This is a genomic window from Mycolicibacterium neworleansense, from assembly GCF_001245615.1.
Lineage (GTDB): Bacteria > Actinomycetota > Actinomycetes > Mycobacteriales > Mycobacteriaceae > Mycobacterium > Mycobacterium neworleansense.
Map to the genome: position 1 here is coordinate 579,476 of NZ_CWKH01000002.1, position 19,100 is coordinate 598,575.

18 protein-coding genes and 1 pseudogene are annotated in these 19,100 nt (G+C 66.0%); 11 read left to right on the forward strand and 8 right to left on the reverse strand.

The features are described 5' to 3' along the window. The 3 genes and pseudogenes from BN2156_RS18510 to BN2156_RS18520 all read right to left on the reverse strand — a co-directional run bounded on the left by BN2156_RS18510 (window position 1) and on the right by BN2156_RS18520 (window position 2,915). Window positions 1-770, reverse strand: a pseudogene (locus tag BN2156_RS18510) (SDR family oxidoreductase). Beyond that, a complete protein-coding gene (locus BN2156_RS18515) occupies window positions 767-1,600 on the reverse strand; it encodes a TauD/TfdA dioxygenase family protein (RefSeq protein ID WP_090516451.1) in 834 nt (277 codons plus the stop codon). The pseudogene BN2156_RS18510 and the gene BN2156_RS18515 overlap by 4 nt, the downstream one beginning before the upstream one ends. A gap of 46 nt (window positions 1,601-1,646) precedes the next feature. Beyond that, complete coding sequence (locus BN2156_RS18520) at window positions 1,647-2,915, reverse strand: cytochrome P450 (RefSeq protein WP_090516452.1); 1,269 nt, start codon at window positions 2,913-2,915, stop codon at window positions 1,647-1,649. Between the two features lie 146 nt (window positions 2,916-3,061). Here BN2156_RS18520 and BN2156_RS18525 point away from each other — a divergent pair, with 146 nt between their 5' ends. The 5 genes from BN2156_RS18525 to BN2156_RS18545 all read left to right on the forward strand — a co-directional run bounded on the left by BN2156_RS18525 (window position 3,062) and on the right by BN2156_RS18545 (window position 9,861). Next, entirely contained in the window at window positions 3,062-3,652 is a 591-nt protein-coding gene (locus tag BN2156_RS18525; protein ID WP_090516453.1) for a TetR/AcrR family transcriptional regulator, read from the forward strand. Window positions 3,653-3,698: 46 nt separating this feature from the next. After that, window positions 3,699-4,472 carry an SDR family NAD(P)-dependent oxidoreductase gene (locus tag BN2156_RS18530; protein ID WP_090516454.1) on the forward strand — a complete coding sequence of 258 codons (774 nt, stop codon included), beginning with the start codon at window positions 3,699-3,701 and terminating at the stop codon, window positions 4,470-4,472. 172 nt (window positions 4,473-4,644) lie between these two features. Beyond that, entirely contained in the window at window positions 4,645-6,561 is a 1,917-nt protein-coding gene (locus tag BN2156_RS18535) for a flavin-containing monooxygenase (protein WP_090516455.1), read from the forward strand. Between the two features lie 2 nt (window positions 6,562-6,563). Continuing rightward, window positions 6,564-7,589 (forward strand): alcohol dehydrogenase catalytic domain-containing protein, encoded by a 1,026-nt coding sequence (locus BN2156_RS18540; RefSeq protein ID WP_090516456.1) that lies wholly within the window; start codon window positions 6,564-6,566, stop codon window positions 7,587-7,589. 292 nt (window positions 7,590-7,881) lie between these two features. Further along, window positions 7,882-9,861 carry a universal stress protein gene (locus BN2156_RS18545; protein WP_090516457.1) on the forward strand — a complete coding sequence of 660 codons (1,980 nt, stop codon included), beginning with the start codon at window positions 7,882-7,884 and terminating at the stop codon, window positions 9,859-9,861. On the opposite strand, the gene BN2156_RS18550 is transcribed toward BN2156_RS18545, so the two are convergent. Beyond that, a complete protein-coding gene (locus BN2156_RS18550; RefSeq protein WP_090516458.1) occupies window positions 9,846-10,289 on the reverse strand; it encodes a MarR family winged helix-turn-helix transcriptional regulator in 444 nt (147 codons plus the stop codon). The two genes, BN2156_RS18545 and BN2156_RS18550, sit on opposite strands and share 16 nt — an antisense overlap. Window positions 10,290-10,400: 111 nt before the next feature. Here BN2156_RS18550 and BN2156_RS18555 point away from each other — a divergent pair, with 111 nt between their 5' ends. Next, a complete protein-coding gene (locus BN2156_RS18555) occupies window positions 10,401-10,823 on the forward strand; it encodes an organic hydroperoxide resistance protein (RefSeq protein ID WP_090516459.1) in 423 nt (140 codons plus the stop codon). A 19-nt stretch (window positions 10,824-10,842) separates the two neighbouring features. Here BN2156_RS18555 and BN2156_RS18560 read toward each other — a convergent pair whose 3' ends face one another. Both BN2156_RS18560 and BN2156_RS18565 read right to left on the reverse strand, forming a co-directional pair. Next, window positions 10,843-12,186 (reverse strand): APC family permease, encoded by a 1,344-nt coding sequence (locus BN2156_RS18560; protein ID WP_090516460.1) that lies wholly within the window; start codon window positions 12,184-12,186, stop codon window positions 10,843-10,845. An 11-nt stretch (window positions 12,187-12,197) separates the two neighbouring features. Next, on the reverse strand, window positions 12,198-13,757 hold the full coding sequence (locus BN2156_RS18565; protein WP_090517476.1) for an amidohydrolase: 1,560 nt from the start codon (window positions 13,755-13,757) through the stop codon (window positions 12,198-12,200). Window positions 13,758-14,016: 259 nt separating this feature from the next. Between BN2156_RS18565 and BN2156_RS18570 the strand changes: the two genes are divergently transcribed. Then, window positions 14,017-14,619 (forward strand): TetR/AcrR family transcriptional regulator, encoded by a 603-nt coding sequence (locus tag BN2156_RS18570; RefSeq protein WP_090516461.1) that lies wholly within the window; start codon window positions 14,017-14,019, stop codon window positions 14,617-14,619. 4 nt (window positions 14,620-14,623) lie between these two features. Here the strand turns inward: BN2156_RS18570 and BN2156_RS18575 are convergent, their stop codons facing one another. After that, window positions 14,624-14,941, reverse strand: a complete 318-nt coding sequence (locus BN2156_RS18575; protein WP_090516462.1) for a heme-binding protein — start codon at window positions 14,939-14,941, stop codon at window positions 14,624-14,626. 38 nt (window positions 14,942-14,979) lie between these two features. Further along, the gene (locus tag BN2156_RS18580; protein ID WP_090517477.1) at window positions 14,980-15,276 is read right to left on the reverse strand and encodes a hypothetical protein; all 297 of its coding nucleotides are present in this window, start codon (window positions 15,274-15,276) and stop codon (window positions 14,980-14,982) included. Between the two features lie 256 nt (window positions 15,277-15,532). On the opposite strand from BN2156_RS18580, the gene BN2156_RS18590 reads away from it, so the two are divergent. The 4 genes from BN2156_RS18590 (at window position 15,533) to BN2156_RS18605 (ending at window position 19,096) form a co-directional block, all read left to right on the forward strand. Further along, entirely contained in the window at window positions 15,533-16,666 is a 1,134-nt protein-coding gene (locus tag BN2156_RS18590) for a YeiH family protein (RefSeq protein WP_090516463.1), read from the forward strand. A 64-nt stretch (window positions 16,667-16,730) separates the two neighbouring features. Beyond that, window positions 16,731-17,633, forward strand: coding sequence for an ABC transporter substrate-binding protein (locus BN2156_RS18595; RefSeq protein WP_276020573.1), 903 nt, complete (start codon window positions 16,731-16,733; stop codon window positions 17,631-17,633). 12 nt (window positions 17,634-17,645) lie between these two features. Then, window positions 17,646-18,350, forward strand: coding sequence for a queuosine precursor transporter (locus BN2156_RS18600; RefSeq protein WP_090516465.1), 705 nt, complete (start codon window positions 17,646-17,648; stop codon window positions 18,348-18,350). A gap of 74 nt (window positions 18,351-18,424) precedes the next feature. Beyond that, on the forward strand, window positions 18,425-19,096 hold the full coding sequence (locus BN2156_RS18605; RefSeq protein ID WP_162490885.1) for a 5-oxoprolinase subunit B family protein: 672 nt from the start codon (window positions 18,425-18,427) through the stop codon (window positions 19,094-19,096). The last annotated feature ends 4 nt before the right edge of the window (window positions 19,097-19,100 follow it).

The window sequence follows — 19,100 nt, forward strand, 5'->3', positions numbered from 1 at the left end:
TCAGAGAACCCTTCCGCCGTTGACGCCGATAGTCTGGCCGGTTATGTAGCCGGCGGCCTCCGAACACAGAAAGGCGGCCGCCGCTGCAATGTCATCCGGTTGTCCGATTCGACGCACCGGGGTCTTGGCTTCGGCAGCGTCGACCCCGGGCCCGAGAAGTCCGCGTTCTTCGCTGCGCCGCAGCATCGGGGTGTCGATGAAGCCCGGCGGGATCGTGTTGACGGTGATCCCGCGTGGGCCGAGCTCTTGGGCGAGCGCTTTGGTTAAGCCGACGACACCTGCCTTGGCTGCCGAGTAGTGCGCCATCAATGGATTGCCAGTCTGTGCGCTGGAGGAGGAGATGTTGACTATGCGGCCCCACGCGGCGGAGAGCATGTGTGGGACGACCGCCTGGCAGCAGCCGAAGGTCCCGGTCAGGTTGACGGCCAAGATCTTTCGCCAGCTCTCAGCGGTGATGGACAGGAACTTCTCGAATCCGTCGAGACCGGCGCTGTTACCAGGATGGTCGGCGGCCCGAGTTCCTCGGTAGTGGTTTCGATCGCGGCGTCGATGAGGAAGCGGTCGGTGACGTCGACCCTCAACCCCAGTGCCCATCCCCCGCTGTCGGTGATGGCCTTCGCCGAGTCGATAGCAGCCGTGGCATCCCGGTCGAAGATGGCCACCGCCGCGCCCTCCTCGCTGAGGCGCCGTGCGATCGCCAGTCCGATACCCGATGCACCGCCGGTGACGATGGCGGTCCGTGGACTACTCCAGCTTGGGTGAGCGCTCATGCGATGGCTTCCTCGCCGCCCAGCGTGGTGCGATGCATCAGGCGCCGCGATGTCGGCTCGTACGGGATAGCCCGGTGAAGCATGCCGGTGTTGTCCCAGATCACCAGGTCCCCTACCCGCCAGCTGTGATGCAGGACGAAACGGGGTTGGGTGGCCCAGTCCAGAATCTCGTCGAGCACCGCACGGCTCTGCTCGTCGGCCATGCCAACAATCTGTCCGGCCGTCGCCCCGATCAGCAGGGACTTGCGTCCGTCACGGCGCCGCCACACCAGGGGATGCTCGCGGGAAGGGGCTTTGTCCCATTTGGCTCGCTGCTCCGGACTGGGGTGTGGGTTGAGGAGCAGCTGCGATGCGGCCACGCTGTGGACAACCCGGTAGCCCTCCAATTCGGCACGCCTGTCGGCGGGCAGAGCATTGAAAGCCGCGTAGGTGTTGGCGAATTCGGTGTCACCACCTTGGTCGGCGATCTCCCGTGCGGTCAGCAGGGTCGCCTTCTGTGGAATCTGATCGGTGAGGCCGTCGGTGTGCCAGAAGATGGTGCTGCGCCGCAACCCGGCCAGCGCGCTCTTCGTCGGGTCCAGGGTGACCGGCGAGATTTCGGGGAATTCCGGGTGCCCGCCGGCCCCGGCGACGACGACCTCGCCGAGCCGGCGGGAGAACGTCACCAGGTCCGCATCGGTGATGTGCGCTTCGCGGTAGACGACGACGCCGTAGCGGTCGAGCAGCTGCTGGCAGTCCTGCGCAGCGTGCGGTGCGAGGAAGTCGGCGCTGCTGTACCCGGCCACTTCCACGCCGATGTCCTCCGAGATCGGGGTTGTCGTCACGGCCATAGGTCAGTCCTCGGTGTTGGTGGGCAATGGAAGTCGTCAGCCATGCTCAGGCCGCGACGAATTCGAGATGCAGGTCGCTGAGCCCACGGATGATGTAGGTGGGGTCGTGCCGGAACTGGCGGGCGCCTGCGGGGCCGTGGTGCTCCGCACAGAGCGTGAGTGAGGCGGTGCGGTCCAGGAAACGTTCGATGGTCACTCTCCCTTCGGCCCGCGCCAGCGGGCCTCCCGGGCAGGAATGCGCACCCCGACCGAAAGCGATGTGCTCACGAAGGTTTTCGCGGTCAAGGCGGAAGCTCGCCGGGTCCGGAAACTTGCGCGGATCCCGATTGGATGCGCCCGGATGCAGCATGATCGTGGTCCCGGCCGCGATGTCGACGCCGCCGACGGTGGTGGTCTTCTGGGTCATGCGGAAGTCGCTCATCGTGGGACTCTCGAGTCGAAGCACCTCTTCGATGAACACCGGGATCTGCCGGCGATCGGCTCGAAGGACCGCCTGCAGGTCCTGATCTTCAGCCAAGAAGCGAAGAGATGAAGCCATCAATCGCGCCGAGGTGTCCTGTCCAGCGCCGAACAGGAACGTCGCCAACCGCACCACCGCCTCGATGTCAGGCAGGGAACCATCCGGATACGCCGATGTGGCGAGTGCGGTCAGCACGTCCTCACGTGGCTCACGTCGTCGGTCTTCGATGTAGCCGCCGAACGTTTCGTACATGTACTCGAGCGGGTTCTCTGGCAGCGGAGAGTCCCCGCCGAGCGCCGCCACATGCTGTCCGGTGAAGATCTTGCGGAAATGATCGCGGTCCTCATCGGGTACGCCCAGCAGATCGGCGATCACCATGGTGGTGAACGGCTTTCCGTAGTCGCACACCACCTCGAGTCGGCCGGAGTCGATGAAGGCGTCGATGCAGGCGTCGGCGATACCCGCCATCTGATCTTCGTTCTCTTTCAACCTCTTCGGGGTCATTAGGCGGCGTAGTAGCGAGCGTTCCGCCGCATGGTCCGGCCCGTCCTTGGTCACCATGAACTCGTTGAACACCCAATGTTCACGGTTGCTCTGAATCGCATCGGTGATGTCGTCAATGCCAGGGTCCACCGGGAACGGCGGAAATGGGCCGCCCATCGCATTGCACGACGAGAAGGCAGCGTGATTGCGGTACACCTCGACTGCCTCGTCGTAACCGGTGACCGCCAGCACGCCGGGCTGCGCGATCGCCTGTACCGGGCAACGCGACCGCAGATCGTCGAAGTAGGGATAAGGGTCGTTGATGACCTCTTCGCTGGTGAAGATGTCCACCTTGTCCAGACCACTGGCCATGAAACCTCCCTATCGACGGCACGGGGCCTCGATCGATGATTTTGTTAGGCGATCGCCTAGTTAAGACGCTGGCATATGCTTAGCACCCGATCCAGGCGCCGGTCAAGATGCCCGGATTCGCGAGGCACAGGACAGGACGGATGAGGATGGCGACACCGAGCAAGGCAGGCACGCGGGACACCGGCACCCGGGACAAGCTGCTCGACGCGTGCGCCGAGATCATGCTCGAGGAGGGTTATGCGGCCGCAACCTCCCGACGGGTCGCCGAGAAGGTCGGGGTGCAACGCGCGGTCGTCTACTACTACTTCCCCACCATGGACGACCTGTACCTGGCTGTGCTCAGACGCGGAAGCCAGACCACCTTGGACGTTCAGCGCCGGGCATTTGCCTCCAAGAAGCCGCTTCATGCGCTGTGGGACCTCACGGTCGACCCGCGAGGTGTCCAGCTGATCATGGAGTTCATGGCCCTGGGCAACCACCGCAAAGCGATTCAGGCCGAACTCGCCGCCGGCGCGCAGGCCTTCCGCGAAGCCCAGGTCGCCGCCCTCACTTTCATCTTGCGCGAACATCAAGACGACCAGCCGCTGCCGGCCGAAGTGGTCTCCGTGCTGATCGCAGCGGTCGGCCGCCTGCTGGTCCTTGAGTCCGGTCTCGGTATCACCACCGGACATGACAAGACCGTCGCGCTCGTCAACGAGTATCTCGACCGATACGAGGCCGCGCCGCCGAGTAACTAGGCAACTGCCTAACAAAATCGGATCGGGCACGCTAGCATCGCCCGTCATGAGTCAGATCGTCGATTGCACTGCCCCGAAGGTCGCCGTCGTCACCGGAGGAGCCTCCGGCATCGGGCCCGCCGTCGGTGCTCACCTCGCCCGAGCCGGACACGCCGTGGCACTGCTTGACCGCCAAGGGCCACTGGTCCACAGCGTCGCCGAAGCACTACGGGCCGCCGGAGCCCGGGCGATCAGCATCGAAGTGGATGTCACCGATCGAGAGACCGTCCATGAAGCCGTCGCGGCGGTCCGAAGCGAACTCGGCCCCATTGCCATCGCGGTCACCAGCGCCGGCATCGATGTCGGTGTGCCAGTACCGATCACGCAGATCACGCCCGAACAATGGAACCGACTCATCGCCGTCAACCTCACCGGCACCTTCAACTGCATCCAAGCCGTCGTACCCGACATGCAATCCGCAGGCTGGGGCCGAATAGTCACCATCTCCTCATCGAGCGCCCTGTCTGGCGCCCCTGAGCGCGCGCACTACGTCGCTTCGAAGGGCGGCGTCATCGCACTCACCAAAGCCCTTGCCTTCGAGCTTGCACCCCAAGGCATTACGGTCAACACCATCCCGCCGTCCATCGTCGACACCCCCATGGCGCGTGCAGGTGTCAAGGTCGGCACCGTGCCCGACTTGGACATCCTGGCCACTATGGTTCCCCTGCGCCGCAACGGAACTCCCGACGACATCGCCGCCGCGGCGGCCTTCCTGTGTACAGACGGCGCGTCCTACATCACCGGCCAGGTCATCGGCGTCAACGGCGGCATGTACATCTAGCTCACCTTGCCACCGACCACTTTGCCGCTGAGATCGTCGGCGGCGGGCCGACCACGAACCCGCGGCCGGCCCTGCGAGAACTCGCGTCAGTTCAGCAACCCTGACCGCCCGCAGCAGCCTGCCTATGACAACCCCTTGTCACATAACGCTACGACGCGTAGCGTAACGCCGCGTGACCCGGAGCTTTCACGTCGGCCAGCCGTTCACCACGTCCGACGCCGACATCGCAGCGGCATTGGAGCAGGTCAGCATCCCGACACTGCTGCTTTCGCTCGTGCACATCACCGGCGACCCGCGCTTCGTCCGCGAGTTCAAACAGGCCGGACTGTTCCTCAACGAGGTCCAGGGCTTCATGAGCGAGGAAGACAAGGCGCGCGCCCGCGAGGTCGCGCTACCGGTGATCGCCGACTACCGGGACCGCGGCTGCCCGGTCCCCGACCCGCTGCCCGCCGAGGTGGTCCGGGAGATGATGGACTGGGCGGCCTGCGAGCCCGTCGATGAGGACAACGTGCCGCTGATGCTCGAAGAGCTCGACCTCGAAGGCCTCGACCCACGTCGGCCCGCCACCCTGGAGGACACCGACGGTTTTCGCGTCGTCGTGATCGGCTGCGGGGAATCCGGGGTGCTGGCCGGCGTGCGCCTCAAGCAGGCCGACATCGATTTCACGATCGTGGAGAAGAACGCCGGCCCGGGCGGAACCTGGTGGGAGAACAGCTATCCCGGTGCGCGCGTCGATGTGGCCAACCACTTCTACTGTTACAGCTTCGAACCCAGCAACCACTGGGACCACTTCTTCGCCGAGCAGCCCGAGCTGCGTCAGTACTTCCGCGATGTGGTGGACCGCCATCACCTGGAACCCCACATCCGGTGGAACACCGAGGTGGTCTCGGCCGCGTGGGACGGCGCGATGTGGAACGTCACGGTCCGCTCGGCAGCGGGAACCGAAACGCTGCGGGCCAATGCCGTCATCACCGCCGTCGGGCAGCTCAACCGGCCGCAGATCCCGGATTTCCCCGGCGCGGAAACCTTTGCGGGACCAGCGTTTCACTCCGCGGCCTGGGACCACGACGTGGACGTCACCGGCAAGCGGGTCGCCCTCATCGGCGCCGGTGCCAGCGGCTTCCAGATCGCCCCGGCGATCGCCGACAAGGTCGAGCACCTCGCTGTCTTCCAGCGCACCGCGCAGTGGATGTTCCCCAACCCGATGTACCACGAGCCCGTCGCCGACGGGGTGCGCTGGGCGATGGAGCACCTGCCCTATTACGGCCGGTGGTACCGCTTCCTGCTGCTGTGGCCTGGAGCCGACAAGGGCCTGGACGCCGCGCGGGTGGACCCGGACTATGACGACCAGGGCAATGCGGTCAGCGAGATCAACGCCATCGCCCGCATCATGTTCACCGACTGGATCAGCACCCAGGTCGGCGACGACCCCGAACTCCTGGCGAAGGTGTTGCCCGACTATCCGGCCACCGGCAAGCGCACCCTGCAGGACAACGGCAGCTGGCTGGGCACCCTCAAACGCGACAATGTGGACCTGGTCCGCACCCCCATCGAACGCATCACCCCGACTGGGATCGTCACCACCGACGGCCAGACCTACGACGCCGACATCATCGTCTACGCCACCGGTTTTCGTGCCACCGACGTGCTGTTCCCGATGACCATCACCGGACGCGACGGCATCGATCTGCACGACGCCTGGGGGCAGCGTCCCTACGCCTACCGCGGCATCACGGTGCCCGGATTCCCCAACTTCTTCATGACCTACGGCCCGGGCACCCACCTGGCCCACGGCGGCAGCCTCATCCTCAACTCCGAGCTGCAGATGCGCTACATCAACAAGTGCCTGGAGCATCTGATCACCGAGGGCTTGCAAACCATGGAGCCGCTGCCCGAACCGACCAAGGAATGGCACCGGCGCTCGCAGGAGGCGATCCGCCAGACCGTGTGGGCACAACCCTCGGTCAAGCACTCGTATTTCAAGAACGCCGACGGTGAGATCCACACTGTCAGCCCATGGCGCTTGAGCGAATACCGTTCCGCCATCGACGAACCCGTCTGGTCGGACTTCACAGTGCAGGAGGCTTGAGCATGCGCGCAGTCGTCGTGGAAAGTTCTGGGGAGGTCAGTGTCCAATTGCGGCCGGACCCGGTCCTGCCCGGTCCTGACGGGGCGGTCGTCAAGGTCGAGGCCGCCTCGATCTGCGGATCGGACCTGCATTTCCTGGAAGGCCACTACCCGATCGTCGATCCGGTGTCGGTCGGGCACGAGGCCGTCGGCACAATCGTCGAAATCGGCCCGGAGGTAACCGGATTCGCCGTCGGCGACCGGGTACTGGTGTCCTCGGTGGCCGGTTGCGGGCATTGCGGTGGCTGCGCCACATCCGATCCGATCCGCTGTGTGCAGGGCCCGCAGATCTTCGGCACCGGATTCCTCGGCGGCGCCCAGGCCGAGTTGCTTGCGGTGCCGGCCGCGGACTTCCAACTGCTGAAGATGCCGGAGGGCATCAGCACCGAACAAGCCCTGTTGCTGACCGACAACCTGGCCACCGGCTGGGCGGCGGCCAAACGCGCCGACATCCCGGTCGGCGGCTCGGTCGCGGTGATCGGCTTGGGCGCGGTCGGCATGTGCGCCCTGCGCAGTGCCATCACCCTCGGCGCGGCAAAGATCTTCGCCGTCGACCCGGTGGAGGCCAGGCGTGACCGCGCGGAGGCTTCGGGTGCGGTCACGTTCGCCCCGCCGTCGGCACAGGCAATCCGGGAGGCCACCGGCGGCCTCGGCGTGGACTCCGTCATCGACGCGGTGGGCATGGACGCCTCGATCAACGACGCCATCGACGCGGTCCGCGCCGGCGGCACGGTGTCCATCGTCGGTGTGCATGATCTGCAGCCCTACCCGATGCCCGCGCTGGCCTGTCTCCTGCGCAGCCTGACCATCCGACTGACCACCGCGCCGGTTCAGCAGACCTGGCCGGAGCTGATCCCGCTGCTACAGGCCGGCCGGCTCGACGTCGAGGGCATCTTCACCACCACGATGTCGCTGGACGACGCCGCCGACGGGTATGCCAGGGCGTTCTCCCGCTCGGGTGAAGACCTCAAGGTTCAGCTCAAGCCGTAGCTGTCGCGGATCAGCCACCACCGGTCGCGAGCGTGGCACGTATGCACGAAAACCGGGGTGAACGCGTGCAGGAACGCCACGGTCGGAGCCGTCGGGCTGTACAACACATCGTTGCTCTATGCAAATTTTCGTGAGTCGGTTCACAATCCGGAATCAACTCGCTGACAACGGAATAACGCCTGTGGTGCGGGCGGTTAAACGGACACGTGCGCCAATCGAACTCATCAGTTGACTGTCCGAACCTGGCGCCGCAGCGCCAGGCACTGCCGACAGCCCGCACCGGGCGGCGCTGATGCGCCAGGGACCCCTCGCCGGCCGGTATCCGGCGGTGGCCGCCATGGTCACCTTGGCCTTGATCCCTTACCTGGCACTGTCTGCCGCAGTCGATCCGCTGGTGCCGATCATCTCCGCACAGCTGCATATGTCGACCCAGGCGATGAGCCTGGGCTCAGGCCTGGGCAACGCGGCGTACGCCGTCGGCACCGTCCTGGCGGTCCAGTTCGCCCAGCACCTGCCCCAGCGCCGGATGCTGCTCGCCTACGCGGTGGTGCTGGTGGTGGGCTCGGTGCTCGCCGCCTCCGCGCTGAACGGCCCCATGTTCATCTGCGGGCACATCCTGCAAGGACTGGCCACCAGCATGCTGCTGATTGCCGCCGCACCACCGCTGACCATCGGCTTCCCCCGAGACAAACTTCGCAACACCGCCGTGATCATGAACATGTGCGTGTTCGGTGCCGTCGCCCTCGGCCCGTTCATCGGCGGCGTACAGGCCGAGGCCAACGCCTGGCGACCGCTGTTCTGGATTGTCGCCGTGATCGCCTTGCTGGCCCTGGTCATGGCCGCCCTCACGTTCGAGGATGCACCGCCCGCCGATCTCGATGCACCACGCGACCTGCGCGCCATCGGCCTGGCGTCGGTCGGTTGTGCCGCGGCGTTCATCGGCGCCTCACAACTCACCAGCCACGCCTTCACCGATCCCGCGGTGATCGTGCCGATGCTCGGTGGTCTGGCGCTGATCGTGGTGCTGATCGTCTACCAGTTCAGGTCGGCCCGCCCGCTGCTGACCGTCCGCACGATGCTGACGAGTTCGATCCCGGTCGCCGGCGTCGGCGTCGCCCTCTTCGCGGCGGCCGCGTCGGTGGCGGCAACCGCACTGACCGCCGAGGTCTTCATGCAGACCTACAGTCCGGTCCGGGTCGGACTGCTGTTCCTCCCGGAACTCGGCGGCGCCATCGTGATGGCCTTCGTGTTCGGAGCTGTCATCTCCAAGCGAGCGATGCACTACCTGCCACTCGTCGGCATGGCGCTGCTCGCCGCGGGGATCGTGGTGTTCCGGCTCGCCATCCCGGCGAACCAGCCACTCGCCCTGCTCGCCTCGGCGCTGACCGGACTGGCACTGGGCGCCACGGTGGCCCCCGCATTGTTCGTCGCCGGTTTCTCCCTGCAGTCCAACAGCCTTCAGCGCGTGTTCGCGATCATCGAGTTGTTGCGGGCCGTGGCCGCCTTCATGGTGGCACCGATCTTCGCCCACTTCGCGGCCACCGCGGCCGGCGGCCTCACCGCGGGTGCCGGCGACGCCCTGTGGGTCGGATTCGGATTGTCCGTCGGCGGCGCCGTCTTCGGCGTGGCCGTCTACGCGCTCAGCGGCGCCCGGCCCCAGGCGCCCGACCTCGACCAGTTCCTCGATGGCGAATCCCCGGCCTGGTACTCGCCGCCACTTCTGGCGCGGCTGCGTCCGGGTCTGCCCGCTCCGGTCACTCCACCCCACCGGGCTCGGTCTGTGGTGCCGGCAGAGCAAGGTTCATTCCCCCTCTCGCCGGGACCGGTGTTGTTCGCCTACGACGGAACACCTCGAGCCGCGTCCGCCATCGAGCAGGCCGCGGCCGAATTGTCGGCGCACCGCGACGCGCTGGTGGTGTGCGTCTGGCAACCCGTCGATGTCGGCTTCACGCCGGTCGAGACCACGCATTTCGACGCCGATCAGGCCGCCGAAGTACGCCGGGTCGCCCAGCGGACCGCCGACCATGGCGCATCGCTGGCCACCCGGGCCGGTTTCTCGGCCCAGGCGGTAGCCGTCGAATCCGCGCCGATTTGGAAGGGCATCGTGGAGACCGCCCACGAGCACAACGCGAGCCTGATCGTGGTCGGTCCGCACCGGCGCGACGGCTTGCTGGGCCACTTGGAAGGCAGTGTGGCCGCCGCCGTCGTCGCGCATTCCAGGAGGCCGGTCTTGGTCGTCCCCGAACAGCACAGCTGTCAGGCAGTGTCCTGAATGTGTCTCCGGAGGTTGTCCCGGAGCGTGGAGACACCTCGCTGCATGATCTTGAGTTCGTCCAGTGACAGACCGGTTGCCGCCACGAGATCCATCTCGAACGCCTGCTCGCGCAGCGCACGGCCGGCGTCGGTGAGGCTGACGACGACCTGACGCTCGTCGCTGGGATCACGTTGCCGCGTGACATATCCCAGCGCTTCGAGCTTCTTGAGGATCGGGGTCAGCGTGTTGGACTCCAGGAACAGTTTCTCGCCGAGGCTGCCCACGGTCTGGTGGTCCTGTTCGGAGAGCGCGACGATCGCGATGTACTGCGTGTAGGTGATGCCTTTGGCGTCCAGGATCGGCTTGTAGGCCTTGCCGTAGGCGAGGTTGGCCGAGTAGACGGCGAAGCACAGGAAATCGGAGAGCTGCGGAGCCTCGGGTGCCATGGCGAAATTATATCGGATCCGATTTAATCGGATGGGATGGAATGTGGAGCATCCTGCGTTCATCTCTAACGCATCCAATTGGATCCAGATATCCACACGAAGGAGAACGACGTGACCACCAGCCAGACCGACAACGTGCTTTACACCGCCCAGACCCACACCACCGGCGGGCGGCAGGGCGAGTCCTACAGCTCCGACGGCAACCTGGACATCCAGCTCACGCCGCCCGGCGGCAAGGGCACCGGCACCAACCCCGAGCAGTTGTTCGCGGCCGGCTGGTCGGCGTGCTTCCTGAGCGCCATGGGCCTGACCGCGGGCAAGCACAACGTGAAGCTGCCCGCCGAGACCGCCGTGGATGCCGAGGTAGACCTGCTCAACACCGACGGGGCATTCTCCCTGCGGGCGCGCCTCAACGTGACCATCCCCGGTGTCGATCGAGAGACCGCCCAGGCCATCGCCGATGACGCGCACCAGGTCTGCCCGTACTCGAAGGCGACCCGCGGCAACATCGACGTCACCATCAACGTCGCCTGACCGCTGAGGCGGGCCGGGGTTACTCCTTCATGTCCAGCACCGGCGTCGGCCGCTGGAAACCACGGGTAACCCCGGCCAGCCACACGAATCCCACTGCCAACCAACACAACCCGACGATCAGGGTGAACCCGGACAGACTCGTCCACAGCCACACCGTCAACAGGAAGCCGATCAGGGGCAGCACGAGGTTGCCGACCACCTGGATGCCGTCGCGCTCCCCTTGGTCCACGAAATAATGCTTGATCACCGTCAGGTTGACCACCGAGAACGCCACCAGCGCACCGAAACTGATCAGTGAAGCCAGCGTGGACAACGAGATCACGGTGGCCAGCAGCGACACCACCGACACCGCCAGGATCGCGTACACCGGGGTGGCGAACCGTGCCGAGACGTGACCGAAGAACTGCCGCGGCAGGATGCCGTCGCGGCCCATCGCATACAGGATTCGCGCCACCGAGGCCTGCGACGTGATGGCGGATCCGAGCGCACCGGCGACATAGGCCGCAGTGAAGAAGGTTTGCAGGAACTGCCCGCCCGCGGCCAGCATCAGGTCCAGAGATCCGGACTCGACATCAGCGAACTGGTTGGACGGGAACACCAGCTGTCCGAGGTAGGACAGCACAACAAAGATCACACCCGAGACCAGCGTAGCGATCATGATCGCCTGCGGCACAGACCGTTTGGGCTCCTTGGCTTCCTCGGACAAGGTCGACACCGCGTCGAATCCCAGGAACGACAGACACAGGATCGCCGCACCGGCAAGGACCGGACTGAAACCCGTCGCGCTGCCATCACCGTGGAACGGCGCCATCAGATCGAGCGCGCCCAGGCTCAACACCTTGGAGCAGGCCAGCACCAGGAATGTCACGATGAAGATCGCCTGCACCGCGATGATGACAAAGTTGGCCCTGGCGACCGACACGATGCCGACGACGTTGAGCACCGTCACCACGGCGATGGACAGAACGACGAATACCCATGGCGGAATCGCAGGCAGTGCCGCATTCAGATAGATCCCGATCACCAGGTAGTTGATCATCGGCAGGAACAGGTAATCCAGCAGCAGCGACCATCCGGCGAGGAATCCGACCGGAGCGCCGAACGTCTTCTGCGTGTAGGTGTATGCCGACCCCGCGACCGGATAGGCGACGGCCATCACGGCGTATGACCGGGCGGTGAACACCATGGCGGCCAGCGTCACCAGGTACGCGACCGATAGTCGGCCGCCGGTGGTCTGGGTGACGATGCCGTAGGTGGTGAACACCGTCAGCGGCACCATGTAGACCAGACCGAACAGCACCAGCGACGGCAGCCCCAAGGCTCGGCGCAGCCGCCCCTCGGTCACTTCAGCCACATCGGACATGCCAGTTCCTCTCATTCCGCGGCCGAATAGACCTGCGTGCCCTGCAGATAGGTGGCGCGCACCGTCACCGCGGGAAGCTCAGATGGGGCGAGGTACCTCGGATCACGGTCCAACCACACCAGGTCAGCACTCGCACCGGGCCCGATGTGGCCCCAATTCTCTTCTGCAAACGCCTGATACGCCACCGCAGTGGTGTAGGAGGACAGCGCGTGCTCAATCGGGAGAATCTCTTCCGGCGTCCAGCCACCCGTCGGCTCCCCCTCGGATGTGCACCGCGAAACCGCGACGGCGATACCGTCCAGCGGCGCACCCGAGGACACGGGCCAATCCGATCCGAACGCCAGCGCCGCACCAGAACTCTCCAGCGTGCGCATCCGGTACTGCCGATCAGCCCGCTGCGCTCCGAGGCGGGGAATGGTGAGCACCGTCATCAGGGCATCCATCTGTGCCCACAGCGGCTGCATGTTCGGGATCACGCCCAGCTCGGCGAACCGGCCCAGATCGGCGTCGTCCACCAGCTGCGCGTGCGCGATCACGGGCCGCCGGTCTCGCGGACCGTTGTGCCGCGCAACGTATTCGATGGCGTCCAGCGCTTGGCGGACCGCGGCATCGCCGATGGCATGGATGTGGATCTGCAGTCCGAGATCGTCGACTTTCTTGGCCGCCTCGGCCAGCGCGTCACCCTCCCACAGCTGCATGCCGTGCGAATGCAGGCCCGAGCAGTACGGCTCCAGCAGCGCACCGGTCTCGTTCTCGACCACCCCGTCGGCGAAGAACTTGACGGTCTGCGCGGTCAGCAGGGGTGAGCCCGCGGCCTGGACCCGATCCCTGGCCGCAGCGTATTGCGTCACCTGCGTGTCGAAGTGGCGCGGGTCGGCATAGAACGCCAGATTGAACCGCATGCGCAAGGCGCCCTGCCGGACCGCCGCGAGGTAGGTGTCCAGCTCTGCCGGCTCGACCCAGGCGTCCTGAACCCACGTCACGCCGCGCGCCAGGTAGTAGTCGGCGGCCGTGCCCAACGCCGCGATGCGGACATCCTCGTCAAGGGCCGGCATGACCGCGGTGATCAGGTCGGTGGCACCCCACTCGCGCAACGTGCCCAGCGGTGAGCCGTCCTCGCGGCGCGGAATCTCACCGAGCACCGGCTCGGGCGTGTCAGCGGTGATACCGGCGCGTTGCAGGGCAACCGAATTGACCCAGAAGGTGTGATAGTCCCAGGCGCGCAACACCACCGGCCGGTCCGGGACCGCCGCGTCGAGCCAGCGCGCGTCGAACAGGCCACCCGGGGCGAGGCTGCCGTCGTAGGATGCGCCGACGATCCAGTCCTGATCCGGGTGTGAGTCGGCGAACAGTTTCACCGCCGCCACGATTTCGTCGACCGACCGGCAGGGCCGGACGGCCGGGCCTGCCGACTCCAGACCGCCGAACAGCGGATGTGCATGGCCGTCACCGAACGACGGCATCAGGAAGCCGCCCTCGAGGTCGACCTTCCGGACGGCTGCTGCCGCCACAGCGTCCTCGCCGACTGCCCGCACCACGCCATCGGCGATGAGCAGCGCATCGGTGGTCATCGTGGGCGTCCAGACCACACCGTTGTGGAAGAGCACCGCAGTCTTGTCGGGCGGGGAGAGTGACGTCACGAAAGTCCTATTTCTCGGGCAGGAACGCCGCCACCGCGCAGCGGCCGTACGGCAGCACGGCGCGACAGCGGCACCCGGGCGGCGGCGGTGAACCTGGTCATCGAACTCCTAAAGCGAATGGAATTCGTTTATTGTGTGATGCAGACCACCAGTTGTAAAGCGGTGAGACGAAATCTAGGGGGAACTGATCATGGGGCGTCCGTCGATACCGATCCTGTCAATGGACCGAATCGCCAGTGCAGCAATGGATCTCGTCAACACAACCGGCGGATTCACCATTCCCGAACTCGCCCGCAGGCTCAAGGTCAGCCCATCATCGCTGTACAACCACGTGTCCGGACGCGAGCAGATCGTCGAACTACTCCGCGAACGGGCGATGTCGGAAGTGGAGTTGCCCGACATCGACGCCGACCGGCCATGGGCCGAGATCCTGGCCGACATCATGCGCTCATACCGCAACAGCTTCGCCCGCTACCCGCGGCTGATTCCGCTGCTCACCGCACATGCCGTCAACAGCAGCCAGGCCCTCACGATGTACAACGCGCTGGCGGTCACCCTGACCCGCGCCGGCTTCAGCCCCACCGACACGCTGCGGATCATCACCCTGGTCGACAACTACGTACTGGGATCCGCCCTCGACCTGACCGCCCCCGACCAACCCTGGGAAGCCGGCGCCGTCGTCGGCCCCGAGCTGACCGCCGCGCTGGCTACCGGCGCGCCCCGGCCGGCACGCGCCGACGATGCATTCGAGTACGGACTGGCGGTGCTGCTGCGCGGATTGGCTCAGCCGTAGCCGTCTACCCGCCGCAGCGGTTACGGAAATCGATCGCCGGTTGCCGGATGCCGGTCAGCTCGGCACGGATCTGCGGCTTGTCCTCGAGGTAGACGCGCACCGAATCGGCCATCTGCTCGTTCGACTGCCCCTTGAGGCTGGTGAAGAACGCGTTGACCTCGGGATGGGTGAACAGATAGGCCGAGGTGGACGCACGGACCCCGGCCATCACGCCGGCCAGGTCGGCGGCGGTGCAGTTCGGCTCTTCTGCAGCGGCGACGGGTGCACCAACGGCCAAGAGCGACAAGCTGATTGCGCCGGCGGCTATCACACGGGAGAACATCGTGGCTCCTAAGTCGACTCGGATAACTGAGCTGAGGCTCACGGACGTCCGGGGCGCCAACCGCCGCCGCCACCGCCGCCATTGTCAGGCCGGCCGGGGTCGAGATTGATCTCGAGGCCCCAGTCACCGCAGTACCAGTCGTTGGCACACGGATACGGGTAATAGGGACCGGCTTTCGGCGGCGTCGGACCTCCGCCGCGCACATTGCCCTGCGCGCACACCGTGGAACCGCCGGCATCGACGCAATCAGCGGCGGCGGGCGGTGCGGAGACAATCGCGATCGGCACAGTCAAACTGGCCAATCCGAGTAACACTGGACGCCACGTGCTCCGCATGACCACTCCTCAGTAGGTCCCCGTAGGCCGAGAATAGATCCCGAGGACGCCCTATATGCGGGATCGACAATAACCGGTCCCCTGCCAGGACGCACACCGTTCGTAACCGGTTGTATTCGCGGAGATCGCAAGGCTCCCCGGCGCATTTGCACCTACCTAGCCTGACGCGCGTGAACGAAGACTGGCTGGCCGTGATCGTCGGCCTCACCCTATTGACCCTCGTGCTCGTCGGCGCCGTCCCCGGCAGCGTGATCCCATGACCAGCACCGAGGAACGCGCCGAACAGCGCTCGCCAAAGATCGGCTACGCCGTGGCCGGTGTGCTGGTGGTCATCGCGCTGGGTGCGGCGACGCGCTTCCTGGAGAGCCAGGTTCCGGCCTGGGCCGCCGGAACACCGCTGGCCAAGATCGCGAAATCGGTCGAATTCCCGGTCTACGCAATCGCTCTCGGACTGATCGGCAACGCGATCCTGGCCAGGTTCGCATTGAGAGATGTTCTGTCTCAAGGCTTCCGCACCGAGTTCTTCATCAAGACCGGCCTGGTGCTGCTGGGAGCGTCGATCAACCTCAAGGTGCTCGCCACCGCCGCGGGACCGGCGATCATCCAAGCCCTGCTGCTGATCTCGATCGTCTTCGGGTTCACCTGGTGGCTGGGCGGACGGCTCGGCCTCGACGACAAGCTGCGGGCACTGCTGGCCTCAGCGGTCTCCATCTGCGGGGTGAGCGCCGCCATCGCGGCCGCCGGTGCGGTGCAGGCCCGGAAAGAACAGCTGGCCTACGCCGCGTCGCTCGTCATCGTGTTCGCCCTGCCCTCGATCTTCCTGCTGCCGTGGTTGGCCGACGTGTTCGGGCTGTCCGACGCCGTCGCCGGCGCCTGGATCGGCGGCAACATCGACACCACCGCGGCCGTGGCCGCCGCCGGCACCATCGCCGGCGAGCAGGCACTTCAGATCGCCACCATCGTCAAGACCACCCAGAACGCGTTGATCGGCATCGTCGCCATCGCCCTCACCGCGTACTTCGCCCTCAAGGTCGAGCGCCAGTCGGACAACCCGGACCCCGCCGTGGCACGCCCGTCGCTGCGTGAATTCTGGGACCGGTTCCCCAAATTCGTGCTCGGCTTCATCGCCGCGTCGATCATCGGCACGCTCTACCTGCAGTTCGCAGCCGACGGCAAGACCGCGATCGCGACCGTGAACGACCTGCGGACCTGGTTCCTGATCTTTGCCTTCGTGGCGATCGGGCTGGAGTTCTCGCTACGCGGCCTCAAAGAAGCCGGCTGGCGGCCGATCGCCCTGTTCGCGGCGGCCACCGTGGTCAACATCGTCGCAGCGCTCGGGCTGGCCTCCCTGTTGTTCGGCGGTTTGTTCGGGAGCTTCGGCACGGGGTAGCCGTTACCCTGGCTAAGTGCCGACAACCTGGTCACGGCGAGGGTTTTTCACGGTCACCGCTGGGATGGCCCTGGTCGCCGCATGTAGCACGCAAAAGCCCGGCGAAGTCGCGAAGGACGGTTCGGTGACCGTCCGCCACCTCTTCGGCGACACCACCATCCCGGGACCACCACAACGGGTGGTGAGCGCGGGATTCACCGAACAGGACGACCTACTGGCCCTCGGCGTCGTCCCGATCGCGACGACCGAATGGTTCGGGGGCGAGCCGTATGCGGTGTGGCCCTGGGCGCAACCGAAACTCGGTGGCGCCCAGCCCACGGTGCTGGGGCTGACCGACGGCATCCAGGTCGATGAGATCGCGGCGCTCAAACCGGATCTGATCGTGGCCACCAATGCCGGCCTCGACTCCGATACCTACGCCAAACTCTCCGAGATCGCCCCCACCATCGCGCAGTCCGGACCCGATGCATTCTTCGAACCATGGCGCGACCAGGCCACCCTCATCGGACAGGCCGTGTTCCAGAAGGACGCGATGGCCGGCCTGATCGCCGGTGTGGACGACAAGTTCAAGGCGGTGGCCACCAACAATCCGCGATTCGCCGGTAAGAAGGCCATGCTGCTGGGCGGCACCCTGTTCCGCGACAGCGTGCAGACCCAGACCGGATGGCGCACCGAGTTCCTCACCCAGATGGGCTTCGAGGTGCCGCCGACACCCGCACTGATCCCGCGATCGGACATCGCCGCGGTGCTCGACGCCGCCGATGTGCTGATCTGGACCACCGAGAGCGATCAGGAACGCGACGCGCTGCTCGCCGATCCCGCGATCGCCGAACTCAAGGCGACCACCCGCAAGCGGCACATTTTCACCCCGAAGGAGCTGGCCGGCGCCATCGCGTTCGCCTCGCCGCTGTCCTACCCCGTGGTGGCCGACCAGCTGCCGCCCCTGCTCAACCAGGCACTGACCTGACAAGATGACCGGGTGACAAGCACCAAGGGAAACCTCGAACACCGCGGCACGGCCATCGTCGGCTCGGCCTATTATCCGGCGCTGGTCGCGGTCTTCACGGCCCTGGTGATCATCTCCAACGTCACCGCCACCAAGGGCGTCGCCTTCGGACCGATCATCGGCAACTGGTCGATCATCACCGACGGCGGATTCATCGTCTTCCCGCTGACCTACGTGATCGGCGACGTGCTGTCCGAGGTGTACGGATTCAAGGCCGCACGCCGCGCGATCTTCCTCGGTTTCTCGATGAACGCCCTTGCCGCACTGGCATTCTGGATCACCGTCTACCTTCCGGCGGCCGACTTCTACACCAACCAGGAACACTTCGAGAACATCGTCGGCGCCTACACCCAGTTGATCGTGGCAGGCCTGGCCGGGTTCATCGTCGGGCAGACCATCAACGCCTGGGTCGTCGTCGCCATCAAGGAACGGACCAAGGAGAAGCACCTGTGGGCCCGCCTGGTCGGATCCACCTTCGCCGGCCAGCTGGGAGACACCCTGGTCTTCTGCGCCATCGCGGCCAGCGCGATCGGCATCAACACCTTCGGCGACTTCGTCACTTACACGGCGCTGGGCTGGGTCTACAAGACCGCGGTCGAGGTGATCATGCTGCCGATCACCTACCGCGTGATCGCCGCCATCAAGCGTCGTGAACCCACGTATCAGCTCGCCGTGTGAGGCTTCGATAAGGCACCTCTGGCAAGGTTCATAGAGCCGGCGCTTTCTTAGCTACCGACGGGTAGCTTCAGGTCATGAGTGTGACATCAGAGGTGATGGACGCGACGGGACCCAGCCTGAGCCCAGGCACCGCCCGCGACTATGGCGATCAGGCTCTGCTGCTCGAGTTCGACAGCACTGCCGATGTTTTGGCGTGGACCGCCACTCTCACGGCGGCCCAACTACTCGGTGTGATCGACATCGTGCCGGCGTCACGCACGATCTTGATCAAACTGGCCGATCCCCGCTACCAGGCACCCACCCGGCAGCGGCTGGGCAAGTTGCGGCTGCAACCCGGATCGGCGCCGGTCCGCCCGGTGGGTCAGGCCGACGTGACCATCGATGTGGTCTACGACGGTGAGGACCTGCAGGACGTCGCGGCACTGACCGGGATGACCCCCGAACAGGTGATCGCGGCACACACCGGCACCCCGTGGCAGGTCGGATTCATGGGCTTCGCGCCCGGATTCGCCTACCTCGTCGGCGGCGACGAACGACTACAGGTACCCCGCCGAGCCGAACCCCGCACCAGCGTTCCGGCCGGTGCGGTGGCGCTGGCCGGCGAGTTCAGCGGCATCTACCCGCGACAGTCGCCCGGCGGCTGGCAGTTGATCGGACGCACCGACGCGGTGTTGTTCGACGTACATCGGGACCAACCCGCACTGCTCACCCCCGGTACGTGGGTGCAGTTCCGGGCGACGAGCTAGTCGG